This is a genomic window from Actinoplanes sp. NPDC051633 (genome assembly GCF_040681735.1).
In the GTDB taxonomy this organism is placed as follows: Bacteria; Actinomycetota; Actinomycetes; order Mycobacteriales; family Micromonosporaceae; genus Actinoplanes.
In genome coordinates, this window is sequence record NZ_JBFAZH010000032.1 from 1 (window position 1) to 18,321 (window position 18,321).

General features: G+C 70.6%; 24 protein-coding genes. 14 read left to right on the forward strand and 10 right to left on the reverse strand.

The genetic code is table 11. The features are described 5' to 3' along the window. The coding region (locus tag AB0M20_RS03785) for a CBS domain-containing protein (RefSeq protein WP_364293211.1) at window positions 1-1,197 on the reverse strand (1,197 nt) is incomplete at its 3' end. Window positions 1,198-1,230: 33 nt separating this feature from the next. On the opposite strand from AB0M20_RS03785, the gene AB0M20_RS03790 reads away from it, so the two are divergent. Then, entirely contained in the window at window positions 1,231-2,103 is an 873-nt protein-coding gene (locus tag AB0M20_RS03790) for a PhzF family phenazine biosynthesis protein (protein ID WP_364293214.1), read from the forward strand. Between the two features lie 171 nt (window positions 2,104-2,274). On the opposite strand, the gene AB0M20_RS03795 is transcribed toward AB0M20_RS03790, so the two are convergent. Further along, on the reverse strand, window positions 2,275-2,781 hold the full coding sequence (locus AB0M20_RS03795; protein ID WP_364293217.1) for a hypothetical protein: 507 nt from the start codon (window positions 2,779-2,781) through the stop codon (window positions 2,275-2,277). Between the two features lie 177 nt (window positions 2,782-2,958). After that, window positions 2,959-3,657: an HAD family hydrolase gene (locus AB0M20_RS03800; protein WP_364293220.1), complete on the reverse strand. Its 699-nt coding sequence runs from the start codon at window positions 3,655-3,657 to the stop codon at window positions 2,959-2,961. A gap of 122 nt (window positions 3,658-3,779) precedes the next feature. Between AB0M20_RS03800 and AB0M20_RS03805 the strand changes: the two genes are divergently transcribed. From AB0M20_RS03805 to AB0M20_RS03815, 3 genes are all read left to right on the forward strand, one after another. Continuing rightward, the gene (locus AB0M20_RS03805; protein WP_364293223.1) at window positions 3,780-4,736 is read left to right on the forward strand and encodes a DMT family transporter; all 957 of its coding nucleotides are present in this window, start codon (window positions 3,780-3,782) and stop codon (window positions 4,734-4,736) included. 9 nt (window positions 4,737-4,745) lie between these two features. Continuing rightward, on the forward strand, window positions 4,746-5,153 hold the full coding sequence (locus AB0M20_RS03810) for a CoA-binding protein (protein WP_364293226.1): 408 nt from the start codon (window positions 4,746-4,748) through the stop codon (window positions 5,151-5,153). Between the two features lie 100 nt (window positions 5,154-5,253). Continuing rightward, window positions 5,254-5,715 (forward strand): DUF4190 domain-containing protein, encoded by a 462-nt coding sequence (locus tag AB0M20_RS03815; RefSeq protein ID WP_364293229.1) that lies wholly within the window; start codon window positions 5,254-5,256, stop codon window positions 5,713-5,715. A 43-nt stretch (window positions 5,716-5,758) separates the two neighbouring features. On the opposite strand, the gene AB0M20_RS03820 is transcribed toward AB0M20_RS03815, so the two are convergent. Further along, window positions 5,759-6,703 (reverse strand): SDR family NAD(P)-dependent oxidoreductase, encoded by a 945-nt coding sequence (locus AB0M20_RS03820; protein WP_364293232.1) that lies wholly within the window; start codon window positions 6,701-6,703, stop codon window positions 5,759-5,761. Between the two features lie 137 nt (window positions 6,704-6,840). On the opposite strand from AB0M20_RS03820, the gene AB0M20_RS03825 reads away from it, so the two are divergent. Beyond that, complete coding sequence (locus AB0M20_RS03825; RefSeq protein ID WP_364293235.1) at window positions 6,841-7,302, forward strand: DUF4190 domain-containing protein; 462 nt, start codon at window positions 6,841-6,843, stop codon at window positions 7,300-7,302. Between the two features lie 15 nt (window positions 7,303-7,317). Here the strand turns inward: AB0M20_RS03825 and AB0M20_RS03830 are convergent, their stop codons facing one another. After that, the gene (locus AB0M20_RS03830) at window positions 7,318-9,318 is read right to left on the reverse strand and encodes an intein-containing Rv2578c family radical SAM protein (protein WP_364293238.1); all 2,001 of its coding nucleotides are present in this window, start codon (window positions 9,316-9,318) and stop codon (window positions 7,318-7,320) included. 107 nt (window positions 9,319-9,425) lie between these two features. Continuing rightward, window positions 9,426-9,788 carry a thioredoxin gene (gene trxA / locus AB0M20_RS03835; protein WP_364293241.1) on the reverse strand — a complete coding sequence of 121 codons (363 nt, stop codon included), beginning with the start codon at window positions 9,786-9,788 and terminating at the stop codon, window positions 9,426-9,428. A gap of 412 nt (window positions 9,789-10,200) precedes the next feature. Here trxA and AB0M20_RS03840 point away from each other — a divergent pair, with 412 nt between their 5' ends. From AB0M20_RS03840 to AB0M20_RS03870, 7 genes are all read left to right on the forward strand, one after another. Then, on the forward strand, window positions 10,201-10,827 hold the full coding sequence (locus tag AB0M20_RS03840; RefSeq protein WP_364293244.1) for an RNA methyltransferase: 627 nt from the start codon (window positions 10,201-10,203) through the stop codon (window positions 10,825-10,827). A 43-nt stretch (window positions 10,828-10,870) separates the two neighbouring features. Then, a complete protein-coding gene (locus tag AB0M20_RS03845; protein ID WP_364293247.1) occupies window positions 10,871-11,548 on the forward strand; it encodes a DUF6758 family protein in 678 nt (225 codons plus the stop codon). A gap of 103 nt (window positions 11,549-11,651) precedes the next feature. Next, on the forward strand, window positions 11,652-11,810 hold the full coding sequence (locus tag AB0M20_RS03850; protein WP_189078560.1) for a hypothetical protein: 159 nt from the start codon (window positions 11,652-11,654) through the stop codon (window positions 11,808-11,810). 9 nt (window positions 11,811-11,819) lie between these two features. After that, entirely contained in the window at window positions 11,820-12,689 is an 870-nt protein-coding gene (locus AB0M20_RS03855) for a PH domain-containing protein (protein WP_364293251.1), read from the forward strand. Window positions 12,690-12,744: 55 nt separating this feature from the next. After that, complete coding sequence (locus tag AB0M20_RS03860) at window positions 12,745-13,596, forward strand: PHP domain-containing protein (RefSeq protein ID WP_364293254.1); 852 nt, start codon at window positions 12,745-12,747, stop codon at window positions 13,594-13,596. 4 nt (window positions 13,597-13,600) lie between these two features. Beyond that, a complete protein-coding gene (locus tag AB0M20_RS03865; RefSeq protein WP_364293257.1) occupies window positions 13,601-14,215 on the forward strand; it encodes a MarC family protein in 615 nt (204 codons plus the stop codon). 85 nt (window positions 14,216-14,300) lie between these two features. Further along, the gene (locus AB0M20_RS03870; protein WP_364293278.1) at window positions 14,301-15,119 is read left to right on the forward strand and encodes a PD-(D/E)XK nuclease family protein; all 819 of its coding nucleotides are present in this window, start codon (window positions 14,301-14,303) and stop codon (window positions 15,117-15,119) included. A gap of 28 nt (window positions 15,120-15,147) precedes the next feature. On the opposite strand, the gene AB0M20_RS03875 is transcribed toward AB0M20_RS03870, so the two are convergent. Continuing rightward, complete coding sequence (locus AB0M20_RS03875) at window positions 15,148-16,005, reverse strand: oxygenase MpaB family protein (RefSeq protein ID WP_364293260.1); 858 nt, start codon at window positions 16,003-16,005, stop codon at window positions 15,148-15,150. A 29-nt stretch (window positions 16,006-16,034) separates the two neighbouring features. Beyond that, the gene (locus tag AB0M20_RS03880) at window positions 16,035-16,469 is read right to left on the reverse strand and encodes a Fur family transcriptional regulator (protein WP_364293263.1); all 435 of its coding nucleotides are present in this window, start codon (window positions 16,467-16,469) and stop codon (window positions 16,035-16,037) included. Between the two features lie 145 nt (window positions 16,470-16,614). On the opposite strand from AB0M20_RS03880, the gene AB0M20_RS03885 reads away from it, so the two are divergent. After that, window positions 16,615-17,088: a DUF2231 domain-containing protein gene (locus AB0M20_RS03885; protein WP_364293266.1), complete on the forward strand. Its 474-nt coding sequence runs from the start codon at window positions 16,615-16,617 to the stop codon at window positions 17,086-17,088. Between the two features lie 160 nt (window positions 17,089-17,248). Here AB0M20_RS03885 and AB0M20_RS03890 read toward each other — a convergent pair whose 3' ends face one another. After that, window positions 17,249-17,569: a translation initiation factor 2 gene (locus AB0M20_RS03890; RefSeq protein ID WP_364293269.1), complete on the reverse strand. Its 321-nt coding sequence runs from the start codon at window positions 17,567-17,569 to the stop codon at window positions 17,249-17,251. Between the two features lie 62 nt (window positions 17,570-17,631). On the opposite strand from AB0M20_RS03890, the gene AB0M20_RS03895 reads away from it, so the two are divergent. Beyond that, window positions 17,632-17,811 (forward strand): hypothetical protein, encoded by a 180-nt coding sequence (locus AB0M20_RS03895; RefSeq protein WP_364293272.1) that lies wholly within the window; start codon window positions 17,632-17,634, stop codon window positions 17,809-17,811. Here the strand turns inward: AB0M20_RS03895 and AB0M20_RS03900 are convergent. Next, window positions 17,808-18,143, reverse strand: coding sequence for an FmdB family zinc ribbon protein (locus AB0M20_RS03900; protein ID WP_364293275.1), 336 nt, complete (start codon window positions 18,141-18,143; stop codon window positions 17,808-17,810). The genes AB0M20_RS03895 and AB0M20_RS03900 overlap by 4 nt on opposite strands. Between the last annotated feature and the right edge of the window lie 178 nt (window positions 18,144-18,321).

Genomic DNA, 18,321 nt, shown 5'->3' on the forward strand with positions numbered 1-18,321 from the left:
CAGCACGTCGTCGACCGTCACCCCGCCGACCACCCGGTGCGCGTTGTCGACCACCGGCAACGACACCAAGTCGTATGTCGCCAACCGCCGGGTGATGTCCTTCAGGTCGGTCTCCGGGTGCAGCGGGTCGATGTCGTTGACCACCAGGCCGCCGAGGATCGACGCCGGCGGCTCCCGCAGCAGGCGCTGGAAGTGGACCATGCCCAGATATTTGCCGGTCGGCGTGGCGCTCGGGGCGCGGGCCACGAAGACCTGCGCGGCGACCACCGGCGGCAGCTCCGGCTCGCGGATCCGCGCCAGCGCCTCGGCCACCGTCGAATCCGGCGTCATGATCACCGGCTCCGAGGTCATCACACTGCCCGCGGTGCCCGGGCTGTAGTTCATCAGCTGCCGGACCGGGGCCGCCTCGTCGGGCTCCATCAGGTCCAGCAGCAGCGTCTGCTCCGCCTTGGGCAGCTCCGCCAGCAGGTCGGCGGCGTCGTCCGGGTCCATCCGCTCGAGCACGTCGGCGGCGCGCTCGCGATCGAGCTGGATCAGGATTTCCACCTGGTCGTGCTCGGGCAGCTCCTCGAGGACGTCGGCGAGCGTACGGTCGCTCAGCGCGGCGGCCACCTCGTTACGGCGGGCGTCGGGCAGGTCCTGCAGGGCGTTCGCCATGTCCGCCGGGCGCATCTGCTCGAGCAGTGCCACCAGGTTGGCCGAGCCCTGGGTGTCGGTCGGCCCGATCAGGCCGCGCACCCGCTCGAACTCGATCTGCACGATGTGCCCGCGGCGGGTCAGCCGGCCGGTGTGCTCGCGGATCGCCACGCGGGTGATCAGCCATTCGCTGGAGCTGTTCTGATCCATCCCCAGGTCGACCACCGTCCCCGCGACCCCGTCCGGCGCATAGCTGACCCGGCGGTCCAGCAGGTCCTCCAGCACGAGCAGCTCGTTGGGCCGCTTCTCGAACCGGCGCAGGTTGAGCGAGCCGCTGGACAGCGCCACCGACTCCGAATCCATGCTCGTGATCCGGCCGATCGGCAGGAAGATGCGCCGGCGCAGGGCCATCTCGGCGACCAGGCCGACCACCTGCGGCGGGCGGTTCGTGGTGCGCAGCCGGACCACGGCGTCACGAACCCGGCCGACCCGGTCGCCGTTGGGATCGAAGACCGGCAGCGCGGCCAGCCGCGCCAGATAAACCCGCGTCCCCATGGTCACGGGTTCAGAGTAGGCCCTGGCTAGGGTCCGGACATGTCCACCGTGGCGTACGAGATTGTTGACGTGTTCACCGACCGCCCCTTCGCCGGGAACCCGCTGGCCGTGGTCTTCGACGCCGCGGCGCTGGCGACCTCGCAGATGCAGTCGCTGGCGTGCGAGTTCAACCTCTCCGAGACGGTGTTCCTGCTGCCGCCCACGACGGATGCGACGTACCGGGCGCGGATCTTCACCCCGGAGCGGGAGCTGCCCTTCGCCGGACACCCGAGCGTCGGGGCGGCGGTGGTCGCGATGCGACGGGGCCTGTTCGGCGAGGGACAGGTGGTGCAGGAGTGCGGCGCGGGGCTGCTGCCGATCACCGTGACCGCCGCGGGCGGGGCGACGCTGACCGGCGGAACACCGACGCTGGGCCCGCCGCGCGATCCGGAGCCGCTGCTGGCCCTGGCCGGCCTGCGCGCCGAGGACCTCGCGGAAGGCGCCCCACGCTCGGCCGGGTGCGGGCTGGAGTTCGTGTTCCTACCGGTACGCCCGGAAGCCGTGCCGGCCGCGACGGTGCTCGACCCGCGAGCGGCCGCCATGCTAGAGGTGACCGGGATGAGCGTCTTCGCCTGGGACAAGGACTCGCGGACGGCGCACGCCCGGGTGTTCTGCCCGGCGGTGTCGGTCCCGGAGGACCCGGCGACCGGCTCGGCGGCCCTGGGCCTGGGCGTGTGGCTGACGGCGGCGGGCCTGCTGCCGGGGGAGGGCACTACGTCGTACACGGTCCACCAGGGCGCGGAGATGCGCCGCCCGTCAACGTTGGCGTGCACGGCAACGGCGGTCGGCGGAGCGGTGACGAGCGCAACGGTGACGGGCCATGTGGTCCCGATCGCCCGCGGCGAGATGGCCGTCCCGCCGTTCATCGGCTGACGCCGAGCCGCGCGCTAGCCGAGCCGCGCGCTCGCCGAGCCGCGCGCTCGCCGCGCTGATCACCCGCGCCGCCACCTCCCCCACCCCGGCACTGGGTGGGCCTCAAGTTAGGGCCCGGGTATGACAGTTTCCCGGCGTTGTCCACACCGGGTCGTGGCGCGCCCTGCTTGATCAGCGTCGGCGACGGACGCGGTGCAGCCGGAACGGGCGGCGGGTCTTGTTGCGGGCCGGGGTCTCGCGGGGCGGCTCGGCGCCGGAGTCGCTCGGCAGATCGGGCGAGGCGACCGGCGGCTCCTCGACCGGCGTCAGCCGGACCACGGCGCAGCCCGTCTCGGCCCAGCGCGCCACCTGCTCGTCGGCCGTGCCGCGACCGTTGAGCCGCTTGTTGGCCAGTTGCGGCGCGACGGTGTCCCAGTCTTCGCTGCCCGGCCGCAGGCGCTCGACCGACGCCTCCAAGATCACGATCAGCCCGCCGTTGTCACCGCGCAGCCGCACGCTCGCCCGGCTCGCCTCGGCCAGCCCGGGCGCGGCCTGCTCGCCGGGCCCGCTGACGATGATCAGCGACCCGTCCAGCGGCATGCACCACAGCCCGACCGCCGCCCCGTCCGCGACGGAGATCCAGGCGATCGCGGCCTTCTTGATCGCCTCTTCGACAAGCGCAGCACCCACGCCGGTCATCCTCGCACGCCCGCGGCACGGGGGCCGCGAGCCGAAGTGGTAGTCCAGACACCTGTGGAGCCCTCGGACAGGTGGCTGGGCTACCACTGTGCCGTGGGGCAACCGGCGGGCAGCGAAAGTGGTAGCTGACGCACCTGGGGAGGCCTCGGACAGGTGGGTGGGCTACCAGTTGAGTGGTCAGACCAAGGCTGGGGTGCGGTCGATCAAGGTCAGGAGGTCCGTCAGGGAGTCGATCGCCGGGCCGTCGAAGTTGTTGTCCCGGTCGAAGACCAGGTGGTCGGCAAGGTCCGGGGCGTTCAGCCGGACCGGGGTCATGCCGACCGCAGCGGCCCCCGTCAGCTCCCGGCTGCCGCCGTCGCCGACGTAGACGCACTCCTCAGCGCGTACCCCCAGCATCTCGCACGCCGCCCGGTAGATCCGCGGATCCGGCTTGCAGAAGCCCACCTCGACCGAGAAGACGCGCGCGTCGAGCAGGTCCGACACGGGCAGGCTCGGCAGGAATGCCGGCAGTTCGTGCGTACAGTCGCTGATCAAGGCGGTCGACAGACCGCGCGCCTTCACCGCCGTCAGGGCGCTCACCGCGTCGGGGCGCAGTCTCGTGTCGGCCCTGAGGGCGTCCACGCGGGCCGGCACCGCGGCCTGCAGCTGCTCCGGCCGCGGCCGGCCACCGGCCTGCTCGGACACCCACCGTAGGGTGGCCTCGGCCGACCCGAAGGTCCCCCGAGCCCGGGAGTGGAACGTGCGATCCAGAACGCCGCGGATCACCTCGGGGTCGCAGCCCAGCCGCCTGGCGATGTCGGCATGCTGAGGCCCCCGGGTGACCGACCGGGTCAGTGTGCCGAAGAAATCGAAGATGACCGTGCGGTATGCGGACACGGCGAACCAGCCTCCCAGGGCATTGACAGATGTGACCGTCGGGAGAGTAACGACCTCTTCACTTTCTGCTCAACACCGGTCGACAAACTGTGATGCACAACCGTCAGAAGTGACGCCGGGGGATGAATATGCGCTCAAACCGCACTCTGCTCACCGCGGCGGCCCTCACCGTGGCGGTTCTGGCGGTGTCCTCCTCGGCCCCGCTGATCGCGTTCGCCGCCGCTCCGGCCCTGGCCATCGCCTTCTGGCGCAACGGCGTCGCGGCCGCCGTGCTCACTGGAGTCACGGCCGGTCCCCGGCGGGCCGAGCTCCGCGGTCTGCTGCGCGGGAAGCATCGCGACGGGCTTTTCTGCGTGTTGTCCGGTTTGGCGCTCGCCGTGCACTTCGGCACTTGGATTCCGAGCGTGCAGCTGGGTTCGGTCGCGACCGCGACGGCGCTGGTCGCGACGCAACCGGTGTGGCAGGGGCTGATCGCGGCCGGGCAGGGCCGTCGCCCGTCGACCGCGGCCTGGGTGGGCATCGCGCTGGCGGTGATCGGCGCGGCCTGGGCGACGGGCATCGACGTCGGGGTGTCGAGCCGGGCGGTGCTCTCCGATGTGCTCGCGCTGATCGGCGGGATGGCCGCGGCGGTCTACACCGCGCTCGGCGAGCGCGTGCGCGTCCGCCTGAGCACGACGACCTACACGTGGGCGTGTTACGGCACGTGCGCGGTGGTGCTGCTGGTCGTCTGTCTCACCCTCAGAACACCACTGACGGGGTACGCGCTGAGCACCTGGCTCGCCATCGCGGCCCTGATCATCGGCCCTCAGCTCCTCGGCCACTCGATGTTCAACTACGCCTTGCAGCACACCACGGCGACGACCGTGAGCGTCCTGATCCTGCTGGAAACCCCGGCCGCGACCCTGTTGGCCTGGCTGTGGCTGAACCAGACCCCGCGCGTGGCCGCCCTCCCGGGCCTGGCTCTCCTGCTCGCCGGCGTGGCGGTGGTGATCCTCTTCTCCCGCCGCGGGCCCGCGTTGCCGCCGGAGACCGGCGCCGGAGCCGTGGACGTGGCCGGAAGTAATGACAGCGCGTCGTAGCATCGAGTGATGCGTAGTGCTGAAGAGATCCTTCGGGGGGCCGAGGTCATCGCGGTCGTGGGCGCCTCGCGGGAGCCGTGGAAGCCGTCGCATTCGGTGCCTCGGCAGATGCTCGAGCACGGTTGGCGGATCATCCCGGTCAACCCGTTCGCCGACGAGGTGTTCGGGGTGAAGGCCGTGCCGACGCTGGCCGACATCGGCGAGCCCGTCGATCTGGTCGACATCTTCCGGCCGGCCGCCGACGCCGTTGAGATAGTGCGGCAAGCTGTTGCCATCAATGCGCCCGCCGTGTGGCTGCAGTCCGGGATCGTCTCCGCGGAGGCGCGCCGGATCGCGACCGAGGCGGGCATCGACTACGTCGAGGACCGCTGTCTGGCGGTCGAACGGGCCGTCGCCGGACTCACTCGCCTGAGCTGATCCATCCCAACAGCGTCACAAGCAGGGAACACGACAGCGAACGGGGTGTCCGTTCGCTCGCTGCTACTAGTACGGTGCCCGGTGAACGAGGAGGACCGACATGAGCTATCCGCCGACCGGCGGCTCGCCCGACCCTTACCAGCCTCAGCAGCCGTACGGGCAGCAAGAGCCGTCCCCGTACGCGCAGGACCCGTATTCGACTCCGTCGAGCGGTGCGCCTTCGAGCGGGCAGCCCTATCCGCCTCCGGCCTACAACCCGCCACCGCAGTACGGCGCCACGGGCCCGAGCTACCAGCAGCAGCCCTACGGTCAGCCGCAGGTGCAGACCACCAACACGATGGCGATCCTCGCGCTCGTCTTCGCGTTCATCTTCGCGCCGGCCTCGATCTTCCTGGGCCACATCGCGAAAAAGCAGATCCGGCAGACCGGTGAGCAGGGCGAGGGCCTGGCCACCGCCGGTCTCTGGCTCGGTTACATCTTCACCGGCCTGGCCGTCGCGGGTTGCCTCTTCGGGGTGCTCGCCGGCGTGCTGGGCGCCAGCTCGGCCAGCAGCGGTTACTGACACGTCGCCGGCCGGCCTTCGCACGAGGGCCGGCCGGTTGCGGTCAGCGGAACTCTGCCTCGCGCACGCTGTTGCCGCCGTCCACCACCAGCATCTGACCGGTGATGTAGGACGCTGCGGGTGAGCAGAGGAAGGCGATCGCCGCCGCCACCTCGTCCGGTGTGCCCGGACGCCCTATCGGCGTGCCCAGCCCCTGCTTGATCTCGGTCACTGTGGACGCAGCGGTGTAGATCGTGCCCGGCGCGACACAGTTGACGTTCACTCCGTCGGCGACCAGCTCCATCGCCAGCGCGCGGGTCAGGCCGACCACGCCGGCCTTCGCCGCGGCGTAGGCGGCCTCGGTCGGCAGCGCGTTGACCGCGCCGGCCGTGGCGGCCAGGTTCACGATCCGGCCCCAGCCACGCTCCGCCATGCCGCCCACGAAGGCCCGGCTGCACAGGAACGCGGTGCTCAGGTTGCGGTCGACCTCGGAGCGCCACTCGTCGTACGTGAGCTGCGCCACCGGCCGGAGCACCTCGGGGCTCGCCCGGCTGGCGAGGCCGGCGTTGTTGACGAGCACCTCGACGTCGCCGAGCGAGTCGGCGATGGCGTCGGCGAGCGCGCCCACCTCGGATTCGTCGGTCAGGTCGGCGACGAAGCCGGTCACGGCCAGCTCGGAGGCGCGCTCGTGGATGCGGCGGGTGGTGGACACGATGGCCACCCGGGCGCCGAGGTCGCGCAGGCGGCGCGCGGTCGCGTACCCGATGCCGTCCGGACTGCCGGCGCCGGTGACCAGCGCCACCTTGCCGTCCAGCCGCAGGGTGACGGGAAACTCTTCCGCGTCGTTCTCGGGGTCGTCGAAACCCATCTCGGCCTCCGGCGTGGACTCGGCGCTGGTCGTGGACGTCGTGCTGCGTGGCCGGCGACCGGTCGCGGGTCGTGTCGCATCCCGCCTCGGCCGGCTGCCGCTGCGGGAGCGGGCCTCCGTTGGGTGCCGGGAATCGGCCATGCGGCGATCCTGCCCGGTCCCGGGTGCGGGAGCAAACACGGGGTCCCCGGTTCGTGCCGCCGTGTTCGAGCGGGCACCCGTGGGTGACGGCCCTGACTATCCTGGCTGACGAATCGATCGGCCGGACGGAGAACGCGATGACCTACCCCCCACCACCGGGCCCGGGTGGCTCGTTCTCGCCCGATCCGGTGCAGCCCTACCAGCAGCCGCAGGGTTTCGTGCCGGACAATCCCTACGCTCCCCAGCAGCCCTACGGTTACGACCCCAACGTCCCGTACGGATACGGCAGCCCGTACGCGCAGCCGTCCTTCCCGCTCACGCCGCCGAACGACGGGATGGCGATCGCCTCGCTGGTCGTCTCGTGCGTCTCGGTGCTCGGCCTGTGCACTTGGGGCATCGGCGCGATCCTCGGCCTGGTCGGCGCGATCCTCGGGCACGTGGCGCAGAAGCGGATCCGCAACACCGGGGCGAGCGGCGGAGGCATGGCGCTGGCCGGCATCATCGTCGGCTGGTCGGTCTTCGTGATCGGCCTGATCATCGCCGGGGTCCTGATCTTCGCGATCATCATGTCGGAGACCGCGGGCGACTCGACCTACTAGGTGTTCTGCGCCCGCCTACAGCAAGGTCAGCTGGGTCGGCTCGGGCGAGCGCGACTCCGCGGAGGACGGCGGCACCCCGGGAAACAGCGGCGCGGGATCCTCGGTCACCGGGAGGCTGCGGGCCTCACCAGGGTCCGCCCTGTGCAGCCCGTGCCGGCGTGCGGCGAGCCGGACCCGCGCGGTGATCTCGTCCTGGAACGGCCGCGGCAGGTAGGAACCGCGGCCGTACAGCTCGCGATATCGCGGTGTCAGCTCGGGGTGGGTCTTGCGGAGCCAGGCGGCATACCACTCCTTGGCGCCCGGGCGCAGGTGCAGCGGCAGCGGCGTCACGCTGGTCGCACCGGCCGCGGCGATCGCGGCGACCGTCTCGTCGATGGACTCGTCGGTGTCGGTCAGGCCGGGCAGGATCGGCGCCATCAGCACGCCGACCGAGAAACCGGCATCGGTCAGCGTGCGCACCGCGTCGAGGCGCCGCCGCGGACTGGGCGTGCCGGACTCCACCGACCGCCACACGCGCTCGTCGAGGAACCCGACCGAGAACGACACCCCGACCCGCGTCACGCGTGCCGCCTGCTCGAGCAGCTCGAGGTCGCGCAGGATCAGCGTGCCCTTGGTGAGGATCGAGAACGGGTTGGCGAAGTCGCGCAGCGCCTCCAGGATCGGCGGCATCAGTCGATAGCGGCCCTCGGCCCGCTGGTAGACGTCCACGTTCGTGCCCATGGCGATGTGCGCACCGGACCACCGGGGCGCGGCCAGCTCGCGCCGGACCACCTCCCCGGCGTTGACCTTGACCACCACTTGCGAGTCGAAGTCATGGCCGGCGTCCAGGTCGAGATAGGTGTGCGTATTGCGCGCGAAGCAGTTGTGACTGACCACCCCGTCGGCGACGAAGTCGCCCGTCCCCGTGGTGATGTCGTAGAGCGGCATGGTGAGCCCGAGCGGCTCGATGTCGACGACGGTGAGCTGACCCGCGCTGCGCACGCCGACCCCGGAGACGTCCAGCGGCGCGTCGGTGACACCGGTCAGATGCCGGAAGCGCAGGGCCGACCAGAGGTCACGCATGGTCTCGACGGTGGGTGCGGCGCCGAGCGGGCGGCGCGACGCCGGACCGGGGTGAACGGGGCTGCGACTCGAGATGCCCAACCGGCTCAACGCCTCGGTGACGTGGCTCAGGAAGATCTCGTCGCGGCTGGTGAAGACCACCGCCAGCCGGTCGGTGCGGCCGGTCGAACCGTACGCGCCGGCCAGGAAGCCGCGGAACCACGCCTCGGTCGGCTCGGCCGGCCAGCGCAGCGCGTCGTGCAGCTTGACCTCGTCGAGATAGCCGTCGGCCCGCACCCAGGCGTCGCCGTCGCGCGCCCGCCCGCCGTCGCCGCGGACGAGGCCGCAGAGGAATCCGGTCTGGTAGTCGGGCGACTCCTTGGGCGGGTCGGCGAACCGCCCGACCCCGGGCAGCCGGTCGCCCACGGCCAGCGCCGGGCAACCCGGCCTCGCGGGCGCCACGTGCCGCCACCCACGGTCGGTCAGGAAGCGGTGCTCGCCGCTGGACACCAGGCGGGTGCCGTCGGCGAGGGTCACCCGGAACGCCGGCTCGGTGGTGGTCCAGTGGTCGAGCACCGTGGTCGGCACATACCGCCGGTGTGGCCCGGCGCCCATCGTGCCCATCACCGCGTCGCCGGGGCGCAGCTCGGCCATCGGCCGGGTGCTGCCGTCGGCCATCAGCACTGGCGTGTCGCCGGCCAGGCAGTACGAGCAGGCGTGTGAGCAGCCTCGGTAGGGGTTGATCGTCCACTCGAACGGCACCCGGGAGGCGCCGGGCACGCGATTGATGATCGATTTGGCCCGCACCTCGTAGAACGTCATGCCCTTGAAGGCCGGCGTGTCGAAGGTGCGCACGGTCGCGCCGGGCAGCGCCAGCGGCAGGGGTGGAGCCGCCGGCGCCGCCCTGTCCTGGGATGGCCCAGCCGGGAGCGAGTCGTGGCCGGCGCCGGGCGCCGACAGGTGAGACCATCGCATGACGAAGATTCGAACACACGTTCGATCATGTTGTCCACCCGACACACACGGCGGCCTGCAAACGGAACGGGCCGCCCCTCAGGGCGGCCCGCAGTGCGAAACGTGGGTCAGTGCTGGTGCGCGGCGACCGCCTTGCGCACGTCCTCCATGTCGAGCTCCTCGACCTTGTCGATCAGCAACTCGAGCTGCGACTCCGGGAGGGCGCCGGGCTGTGCGAAGACCTGGATGCCGTCGCGGATGGCCATGATGGTCGGGATCGAGCGGATGTTGAACCGGGCGGCCAACTCCTGCTCGGCCTCGGTGTCCACCTTGCCGAAGGTGATGTCGGTGTGCTTCTCGGACGAGCGCTCGTAGGTCGGCGCGAAACGCACGCAGGGCCCACACCAGCTGGCCCAGAAGTCGACCAGAACGATGCCGTCCTTGCCGGTCACCTCGTCGAAGTTCTCCGCGGTCAGCGTAACGGTGGCCATGATCTCTCCGTCCACGAAATAAGACTTACGCGAGGTAGAACCCCACGTCACGGTAGTCAATTCCCGGACATCCGGAGGCCAACACGTGGGATAGGGCACCTTCTGCTGAATTGCAGTCCGAGTGCACCTTCACCCACCGTGATCGCCTGTCACATGCGTCCTGAGCAGCCATGTAGCAGGATGCCAGCGGGCGGGGTACATGCGGCATACATGCTTCTGCAGATGGGCACGGGTGCCGTGAATCCCCGATTCAACTGAAAACAAAGTTAAAAAGTGACCTGGGTCACTTCGAAATCCCTTCACATCGATACGTAGGGTGAGGCAGACTTAGAGGCCAACAGAGCGTGGGCGGCGGGTGCCGGGGAGGGCCCCGCCGCTCATTGCGTCTGCAGGTCTTGCAGAATGGCCGCCCATGAGCGACGAGGTGGGCGTCGGCCCCTGGCCGGGTGAGCCGGATCAGTGGCCCACCGATCAGCGCTACGACCCTGATCTTCTCGCCCACGGCGACCGGCGCAACGTGGTGGACCGCTACCGATACTGGACCCGCGAGGCCGTGATCGCCGATCTCGACGCCCGCCGGCACGACTTCCACGTCGCGATCGAGAACTGGCAGCACGACTTCAACATCGGCACGGTCGTGCGCAACGCGAACGCGTTCCTGGCCCGCGAGGTGCACATCGTCGGCCTGCGCCGGTGGAACCGCCGCGGCGCGATGGTCACCGACCGGTACCAGCACATCCGCCACCATCCGACGATCGAGGACTTCGTCGCCTGGGCCAAGGCCGAGGAGCTGCCGGTGATCGGCATCGACAACCTGCCCGGCTCGCGCCCGCTCGAGACGGTCACCCTGCCCCGGCGCTGCGTGCTGCTCTTCGGCCAGGAGGGGCCGGGCCTGTCCGAGCCGGCCCGCGCCGGGTGCGCCCAGCTGTTCTCGATCGCGCAGTACGGCTCGACCCGGTCGATCAATGCGGGCGTCGCGAGCGGCATCGCCATGCACGCCTGGATCACGGCGCACGCCGAGTCCCCGCCGGATGAGTGAAAAGCCGGTTTCGCTTGACGGGACACGTGCCGGGCCCCACGGTATGAGTGTGGGTGTCACGGTCAGTTGCCCCCGATGTGCTGCACGGGTCCGGCCGCCGGATCTGATGCACAGCGAGTGGCGCTGCGACAACTGTGGCGACGTCCCACCCTTCCGGGTCATGCGACACATCGGCCCGGAGATCGTGGAGAGCGTGCTGCGCCAGCCCGCCCCCACGGTCGATCGCCCCCCACTCTGGTGCCCGTGGCCGTTGCCGCCGGGCTGGATGGTCACCGGGGTCGGCTGGGCCGGAGACGAGAGGCTGGGGGTACGAGCGACGGCGCTCGCCTGCAGTGGACCCGATCCCCTCGGCGGAGGTCCGGCCGACGTGGTGCTCATCGCCGAGCAACCCGGCGTCGGGCTCGGCACGCGGTTCGCCGGAATCCCCGGCATCGACCCGGGATATCTGGTGGCCGAGTGCCTCAGCGATGTGAAGGGACACGGTGGTCCACACGCGAAGATCAGGGCCGGCGGGCACCACATCCCGCTGTGGTCGGTGAAGAGTCCGGAAGATCGATCCGCGTACGTGTCAGAGGCCAAGGGCATGTGGCTGTATGCGGTAGCCTGGCCGGCGAGCGCAGGCTATTTCCTGGCCGAACACGTCGTCCTGCATGATCTGTCCGACGGGATTCCGCCTGAGCTCGTGTATGGAGCACCGTCGCCGTACCTGATCGGTTCGTAATGGACCTTTCGGGCAACGGCGTTCACACAACGCAGCCATACTGATACCGTCAGTTTACTGCCGCGGGATGAGCCGTCACCCGCCACGGAGGAGAAGGCCCGCCATGATCAAGAAGGTCCTCACCTGGCTTGGCATCGCTTTCCTAATCTTCTTCATCGCGTTCAACCCGAACTCGGCTGCCCAGGTGTTCTCGTCACTCGGTAGCACCATCGGCGACATCGCGCAGGGTTTTGGAACGTTCTTCACGAACCTCGTCGCTTAACATTTCCTGATGGGTCCAGGCGAGCCGCGCGAATCACACGACGAGGGCGCTCGCCGCCCTCGGGAGGACGACGAGTCGTTCGGGTACAACGATCCCGCGTTCGACGATCCTCAGTACTCACCCGGAGCCGGTTACTCGGCGGACGCCGGTTACTCCCCCGATGCGGGTTACGCGCGCGGGGCGGGCTACGCCGACGAGTCGGAGTACGACGACTACGGCGACAACCGCGAGACCACGGAATATCAGCGTCCTCAGTTCACCGAGGAGGAGCTGGAGGGTCTCGGCCCGGACGGTCCAGGTGTCCCGGGCGGCTCGCGGCGTGTGCTCCCGCTCGAGGACGAACCGACCACTCTGGTCTCCCGCTATCTGTTCCCCACCGAGCGCTATCGCGGCGAGTGGAAACGGCACTGGATCCACCTCTCCGGCCCGCTGCTGATCGGCGCCGGCGCCACCGTCCTGCTCGGATACCTGGCCGGCTTCCTGACCCGGCAGAACATCGACGGGCTGGTCACCGCCGCGGTGCTGATCTGGCTGGCGGTCATCGGCTGGGTGGCGTGGAAGGTCTTCGACTGGTATTTCGATCGCTTCATCCTCACCAACAAGCGGGTGATGGTGGTCAACGGAATCATCACGCGCAAGGTCGCGATGATGCCGCTGCTGCGGGTCACCGACATGAAGTACGAGCAGAGCGCGCTCGGCCGCATGCTGAGCTACGGCACGTTCGTGCTCGAGTCGGCCGGCCAGGACCAGGCGCTGCGCGAGGTCAAGCACCTGCCCAACCCCAACGAGCTCTACCTGCGCGTGGTCGAGGAGATGTACGAGCCGCAGGCCGTCGAGGCGCGGCTGGGCAAGGACGGCGACGGGGGAGACGACGCCTAGGCTGCCGTCCTACGTCGGGGGATGCCGGAGCCGGCCGGTTCGGTAGCGTCGTGCGGTGACCAGAATCGACCTGCACTGTCACTCGACCGCCAGCGACGGCACGTTGACGCCCGCTGAGCTGGTTCGGGCCGGTGCCGCGGCCGGTCTGGACGTCATGGCGATCACCGACCACGACACCACCGGTGGGTGGGCCGAGGCGGCCGCGGCGCGGCCCGAGGGCATGCGTCTGGTACGCGGGGCCGAGCTGTCCTGCCGCTGGCACGGCCCGCGCTGGCCGATCGCGCTGCACCTGCTGGCGTATCTCTTCGACCCGGCCGAGCCCCGGCTCGCGGCCGACCTCGGACGACTGCGCGACGATCGCGAGCACCGCGCCGAGCAGATCGTCGACCTGCTCCGCGCCGACGGCGTGCCGATCACCTGGGCGGAGGTCCACGACTACGCCGCGGGTGGCTCGGTGGGCCGCCCGCACATCGCGCAGGCCCTGATCAGGGCCGGTCTCGTGCGCACCACCGACGAGGCGTTCCACTCGGGCTGGCTGGGCGGGCGCTACTTCGTACCCAAGTCCGATCTCGATGTCTTCGAAGGCGTGCGGGCGGTGCTGGGGGCCGGCGGTGTGCCCGTCTTCGCCCATCCGCGGGCGACCAGACGCGGGCCGGTGGTGCCGGACAGGCTGATCGAGGAGCTCGCCGACGCCGGGCTGTTCGGGCTGGAGGTCGACCACGAGGACCATTCACCGGCCGAGCGCGCCGAGATCAGGGCCCTGGCCGGGCGGCTCGGGCTGGTGGTGACCGGCTCGTCGGACTTCCACGGCACGCACAAGACGGTCGAGCTGGGCGCGTTCGGCACTCAGCCCGCGGCGTACGAGAAGATCGTGGCGGCCGCGAGCGGCGTACCGGTGCTGGGGTGAAGGCGTGAACTTCAAGCTTTTCGGCGAGGTCTTCGTGACCTTGCTGGTGATCGTCGACCCGCCCGGCATGGTGCCGGTCTTCCTGGCGCTGACCGGCGCGCTGCCGGTGAAGCAGCGGATCCGCGCGGGCACCCAGGCGGTGCTGCTGGCCCTCGGCGTCATCGTGGTCTTCGCGGTGGCCGGGCAGACCCTGCTCGACTACCTGCACGTGCAGCTGCCGGCCCTGCAGGGCGCCGGCGGTCTGCTGCTGGTGCTGGTCGCGTTGCAGCTGCTGACCGGCAAGACGGACGAGCCGGAGGATCAGGCCGGCACCACCAACGTCGCCCTGGTGCCGCTGGGCACGCCGCTGCTGGCCGGCCCGGGCGCGATCGTCGCGACGATGCTCTTCGTGCGGCGGGCCGACGGCTTCGGCGACCACCTGGTGATCGCGCTGGGGATCGTCGCGGTGATGCTCACCGTGTGGCTGGTGCTGCGCTTCTCCGGGGTCATCGTGCGGCTGCTGCGGCCGGGCGGGATCGAGGTGCTGACCAGGATCGCGGGCCTGCTGCTGGCGGCCATCGCGGTGCAGCTGATCGCGGACGCCGTGGCGTCGTTCGTCCGGCTGTACACGACCGGCTGAGGTGTTTGTCGTACCCCGCTGGCAGGATTGAGCCGTGGCCGTGAGGACAGAACAGTCGGGGACCGAGCAGTTGAGCTTCGGCGGGATGCCCGAGCGGCTCTTCGTCTGCACGCCCAGCAAGCTGGCGGCGTTCGAGGACTGCCCGCGGCGCTACCGCTATTCCTATGTCGACCGGCCCACCCCGGCCAAGGGGCCGCCCTGGGCGCACAACTCGCTGGGCGCGAGCGTGCACACGGCGTTGAAGAACTGGTTCGCGCTCCCCGCCGACCGGCGCGAGCGGGGCGTGCTGCCCACGCTGTTGAAGGCGACCTGGGTGCGCGAGGGTTACCGCGACGTCGAGCAGGAGCGCATCGCCTATCGGCGGGCGCTCGAGTGGCTGGACGGCTACGTCGCCTCGCTCGACCCGGCCGACGAGCCGCTTGGCGTCGAGCGGGTGGTGGCGACCAAGACGGCGGTGCTGGCCTTCAACGGCAGGGCCGACCGGATCGACGGGCGACCCGGGCCGGCCGGGCCCGAGGCGGTGATCGTCGACTACAAGACCGGGCGCAGCGGGCTGGACGCCGACGACGCGCGCGGGTCGCGGGCCCTGGCGCTGTATGCGTACGCCGCCGAGCGCGTGTTCCGGCGCCCGTGCCGGCGGGTCGAGCTGCATCACCTGCCGACCGGCACGGTGGCGTCGCACGAGCATACGGAGGAGTCGCTGGCCCGGCACGTCTCGCGGGCGGAGGACACGGCACGCGACATCGTGGCGGCGGAGAAAGCGGTGGCCGCCGGCGCCGACCCCGACGAGGAGTTCCCGACCCGGCCGGGTTCGCTGTGCTCGTGGTGCGACTTCAAGCGCAGCTGCCCGGCCGGCGTCAAGGCCGTGGCCAAGGAGCCCTGGGCGGCCGTCGAGGTGGCCTGAAGCCCTGACCGCCGCGGAAAGCTGAGGCCTAGGTGACCAGGCCGGCGCGCTCCAGGGCCGCGCGGCGCATCGGCGGGATGCGGTATTCCGACGGGAGGGCGGCCACGAAGCCCTGTAGGAGCAGCCGCATGGCGCGGGCGGAGAGGTCGGCGGTGAAGTCCGTCGTCGGCCAGCCGAGACCGCCGTAGATCTTGCGGGCCCAGGCCGGGAGCAGCGCGATCGCTGTGCTCGCCACGGCGAAATATCCGGCCCGCGCCGGGCTCAGGTTGAGCGCGAGCTTCACCACGGACCCGCCCCAGATGTCGGGCACCGGCGGCACGGTCAGGAAGAACGCCGTCTCCGCGCCCTCCTTGGTCAGCCCGAGCTCCGGCCGCATGGCCTCGTAATACGCCTCCACCTCGGCCGCGGTGGCCGGCACCGTCGACGGGTCGAGCCCGACCAGCTCGGCCGCCCGCACCTGCTCGGTGAAGTAGGCGTCCACCTCGGCGTCGGTCAGCTTGAGGCCGGCCCGGCGCGCGGTGGTCACGAACGACTCCACCTCGGCGACGTGCACCCAGCGCAGCAGGTCGGGCTCGTCGATCCGGAAGCGTTCGCCGGTGCGCGCGTCGACGGCGGTCATCCTCGAGTGCAGTCGACGCACCCGGCTCGCCGCCAGCTCGACCTCCGGCATCGTCCCGTAGAGCACCGTGCCCACGTACTCGGAGGTGCGGTTGAGCCGGCCCCACGGGTCGGACCGGTACGACGAGTTCTGCGCCACGCCGGCCACCGCTCGCGGGTGCAGCGCCTGCAGGTAGAGCGAACGCAGGCCGCCGAGGGTGACGATCGGCTCCTCGTGCACCTTCCACGTCACCGAGCCGGGGCCGAAGAGGCCGAGATCAGGGTCCATGCCTCAAGAGTGCCACGAATTGAACACGTTCAGCTGGTCGCGTCGACACTCCGCAGCGCCTGGCACGACGGGCAGAGCCCCCAGAACGTGACCTCCGCCTCGTCCACCGCGAATCCGTGCCCGCCGGTGGGCTGCAGGCAGGGGCGCTCGCCGACCGAGCAGTCGACGTCCTCGATCGCGCCGCATCCACGGCACACGATGTGGTGGTGGTTGTCGCCGGCGTAGGTCTCGTACCGCGCAGGGCTGCCGGCCGGCTCGACCCGCCGGGCCAGCCCGGCCCGGGACAGAGCACCCAGCACGTCGTAGACGCCCTGGGTGGAGACGGAGTCGAGACGGTCCCGGACCCGCCGGGTGATCTCCTCGACCTCGAGGTGACCGCCCTCGCCGAGCACGTCGAGCACGGCCAGCCGGGGCCGCGTGACCCTGAGGCCACTCGCGCGCAGCTGTTCCGCACCGGTCGACATCGTTCCATGACAGCATGCGATGCCCGTGCCGCTCAACTTTGCGACGCAGGATCAAGATTCTTGAAGTTTTGAGCGTTTCGGTGAACCGTGTCTCCGCGGCCGGTGTTTTCTAGGCAAGCGGTCCCGAAATTTCGAGGAGGCGTCCGTGTTCGATCAGATAAACGGCCTGCCGGTGCATGCGCTCGTGCTGCACGCGGCCGTGATTTTCGTGCCCCTGCTCGCGGCCGGCGCGATCGCCTACGCGATCATCCCGCGGTTCCGGCCCCGCCTCGGCTGGGCCGTGGCCCTGCTCGGGATCGCCGCCCCGGCCAGCACGTTCGTCGCGATGGAGTCCGGCGAGAGGCTCTACGACCGCCTGCTCGACCAGGGCCTGAAGGGGCGCGGCGCGGAGATCCTCAGCGACCACATGGGCTACGGCGAGGTCACTTTCTGGCTCTCGGTGGCGCTGGGCGCCGTGTCCCTGATCGCCGTGTTCGCCACCGGCCGCAGGAACGCGTCGCTGCCCAAGGCCGCCGACATCGGCCTGGCCGTGGTGATGATCGGGCTGGCCGCGGTGTCCGGCTACTACGTCTTCAAGACCGGCGACTCGGGCGCCACCGCCGTCTGGGGCCAGTACTAGAGAAACCAGTACTAGAGAAAGTGGTAGCCCAGGAGGCCATCCGCGCAGCGGATAGGCCTCTGGGCTACCACTTCTTGCTTGCGACGCCCGGCGTGACCTCACAGTGGTAGCCCGGAGGGGCATCTGCGAAGCAGATGGCCTCCTGGGCTACCACTTGGTTTCAGAAGACGATGCGGGCGCAGAGCAGGCACATGATGATCACGGCGATGGCGCCGGCGACCAGGCCGACGCCATAGGTCACCGTGCGCGCCGAGCCCTCCGCCTCGGCGAGCGCGTCGAGATCCTGGGCCGGCATGTCGCGCGGCGGCGGGGGCTGGGCCACGACCGGCGGGCGCCAGTGCGGCGGCGGGGGCTCGGTGCGCGGCGGTCCCGGGTACGGGGGCTCTGGTGGCTTCGCTGGCCGTGGCTCGGGCCGGGCCGCGTCGTCCGCCTCATCCGGCCGCTGCCAGTACGCGTCGTCGCCACCGGTGGGGATGCTCACGTTCACCGACGGTACAGCGACCGGGGGACGACGAGCGCGCCGACGCGGCATACCCTGACCGCGTGGACATCTTGGATCAACCCGAGCGCGACGCCGACGCCGAGCGGACGGTCGACTTCGAGTCCGAGGACGCGCCGCCGCTGCCCGAGCAGACACGCGATGACACCCAGCTGGGCTGGGGCGACACCGAGGCCTCGAACGACGACCGCCTGCTCGAGGACCGCCCGCCCCACTGGGGTTAGGAGCTGCTGCCGGCGGTGGTCGCGGCCGGGGTGCTCGACTTCGACTCGGTCTTGGCCGGCGTGGACGACGACTCGGACTTCGACTCTGACTTCGACTCCGACTTGGTCTCGGCTTTGGTCGACTCCGTCGAGCCGGCCGACGGCTCCTTGGCGGGCGACCGGGAGTCGTTGCGGTAAAAACCGGACCCCTTGAAGACGACGCCGACCGAGTTGAAGACCTTGCGCAACCGGCCCTGGCACACCGGGCACTCGGTCAGTGCCGGGTCGGAGAAGGACTGCACCGCCTCGAGGCGCTCGCCACACTCGGTGCACGCGTACTGGTAGGTCGGCACTGGTCCTCCGGAGAAGTTCTACTGGCACTCAACGGCTACGAGTGCCAATGCTGCGTCATCGGAGTTTATTTCGTCCAGCCGGAGATCTCACTGAGACCTCCCGCGGGGGTGATGACCGCCTCGACGCGCTGGTCGTGCGGCTCGGCCGGAACCTCGTCGAGCAGCTCGCCGTCGTGCA

Excerpts from the sequence above, each read along its gene's own strand:
- AB0M20_RS03795 (WP_364293217.1), bottom strand. The coding sequence starts at position 2,781 with ATGACCGGCGTGGGTGCTGCGCTTGTCGAAGAGGCGATCAAGAAGGCC.
- AB0M20_RS03810 (WP_364293226.1), top strand. The coding sequence starts at position 4,746 with ATGCGTAGTGCTGAAGAGATCCTTCGGGGGGCCGAGGTCATCGCGGTC.
- AB0M20_RS03850 (WP_189078560.1), top strand. The coding sequence starts at position 11,652 with ATGATCAAGAAGGTCCTCACCTGGCTTGGCATCGCTTTCCTAATCTTC.
- AB0M20_RS03845 (WP_364293247.1), top strand. The coding sequence starts at position 10,871 with ATGAGTGTGGGTGTCACGGTCAGTTGCCCCCGATGTGCTGCACGGGTC.
- trxA (WP_364293241.1), bottom strand. The coding sequence starts at position 9,788 with ATGGCCACCGTTACGCTGACCGCGGAGAACTTCGACGAGGTGACCGGC.
- AB0M20_RS03820 (WP_364293232.1), bottom strand. The coding sequence starts at position 6,703 with ATGGCCGATTCCCGGCACCCAACGGAGGCCCGCTCCCGCAGCGGCAGC.
- AB0M20_RS03790 (WP_364293214.1), top strand. The coding sequence starts at position 1,231 with ATGTCCACCGTGGCGTACGAGATTGTTGACGTGTTCACCGACCGCCCC.
- AB0M20_RS03825 (WP_364293235.1), top strand. The coding sequence starts at position 6,841 with ATGACCTACCCCCCACCACCGGGCCCGGGTGGCTCGTTCTCGCCCGAT.
- AB0M20_RS03880 (WP_364293263.1), bottom strand. The coding sequence starts at position 16,469 with ATGTCGACCGGTGCGGAACAGCTGCGCGCGAGTGGCCTCAGGGTCACG.
- AB0M20_RS03855 (WP_364293251.1), top strand. The coding sequence starts at position 11,820 with ATGGGTCCAGGCGAGCCGCGCGAATCACACGACGAGGGCGCTCGCCGC.
- AB0M20_RS03815 (WP_364293229.1), top strand. The coding sequence starts at position 5,254 with ATGAGCTATCCGCCGACCGGCGGCTCGCCCGACCCTTACCAGCCTCAG.
- AB0M20_RS03840 (WP_364293244.1), top strand. The coding sequence starts at position 10,201 with ATGAGCGACGAGGTGGGCGTCGGCCCCTGGCCGGGTGAGCCGGATCAG.
- AB0M20_RS03830 (WP_364293238.1), bottom strand. The coding sequence starts at position 9,318 with ATGCGATGGTCTCACCTGTCGGCGCCCGGCGCCGGCCACGACTCGCTC.
- AB0M20_RS03875 (WP_364293260.1), bottom strand. The coding sequence starts at position 16,005 with ATGGACCCTGATCTCGGCCTCTTCGGCCCCGGCTCGGTGACGTGGAAG.
- AB0M20_RS03805 (WP_364293223.1), top strand. The coding sequence starts at position 3,780 with ATGAATATGCGCTCAAACCGCACTCTGCTCACCGCGGCGGCCCTCACC.
- AB0M20_RS03870 (WP_364293278.1), top strand. The coding sequence starts at position 14,301 with ATGCCCGAGCGGCTCTTCGTCTGCACGCCCAGCAAGCTGGCGGCGTTC.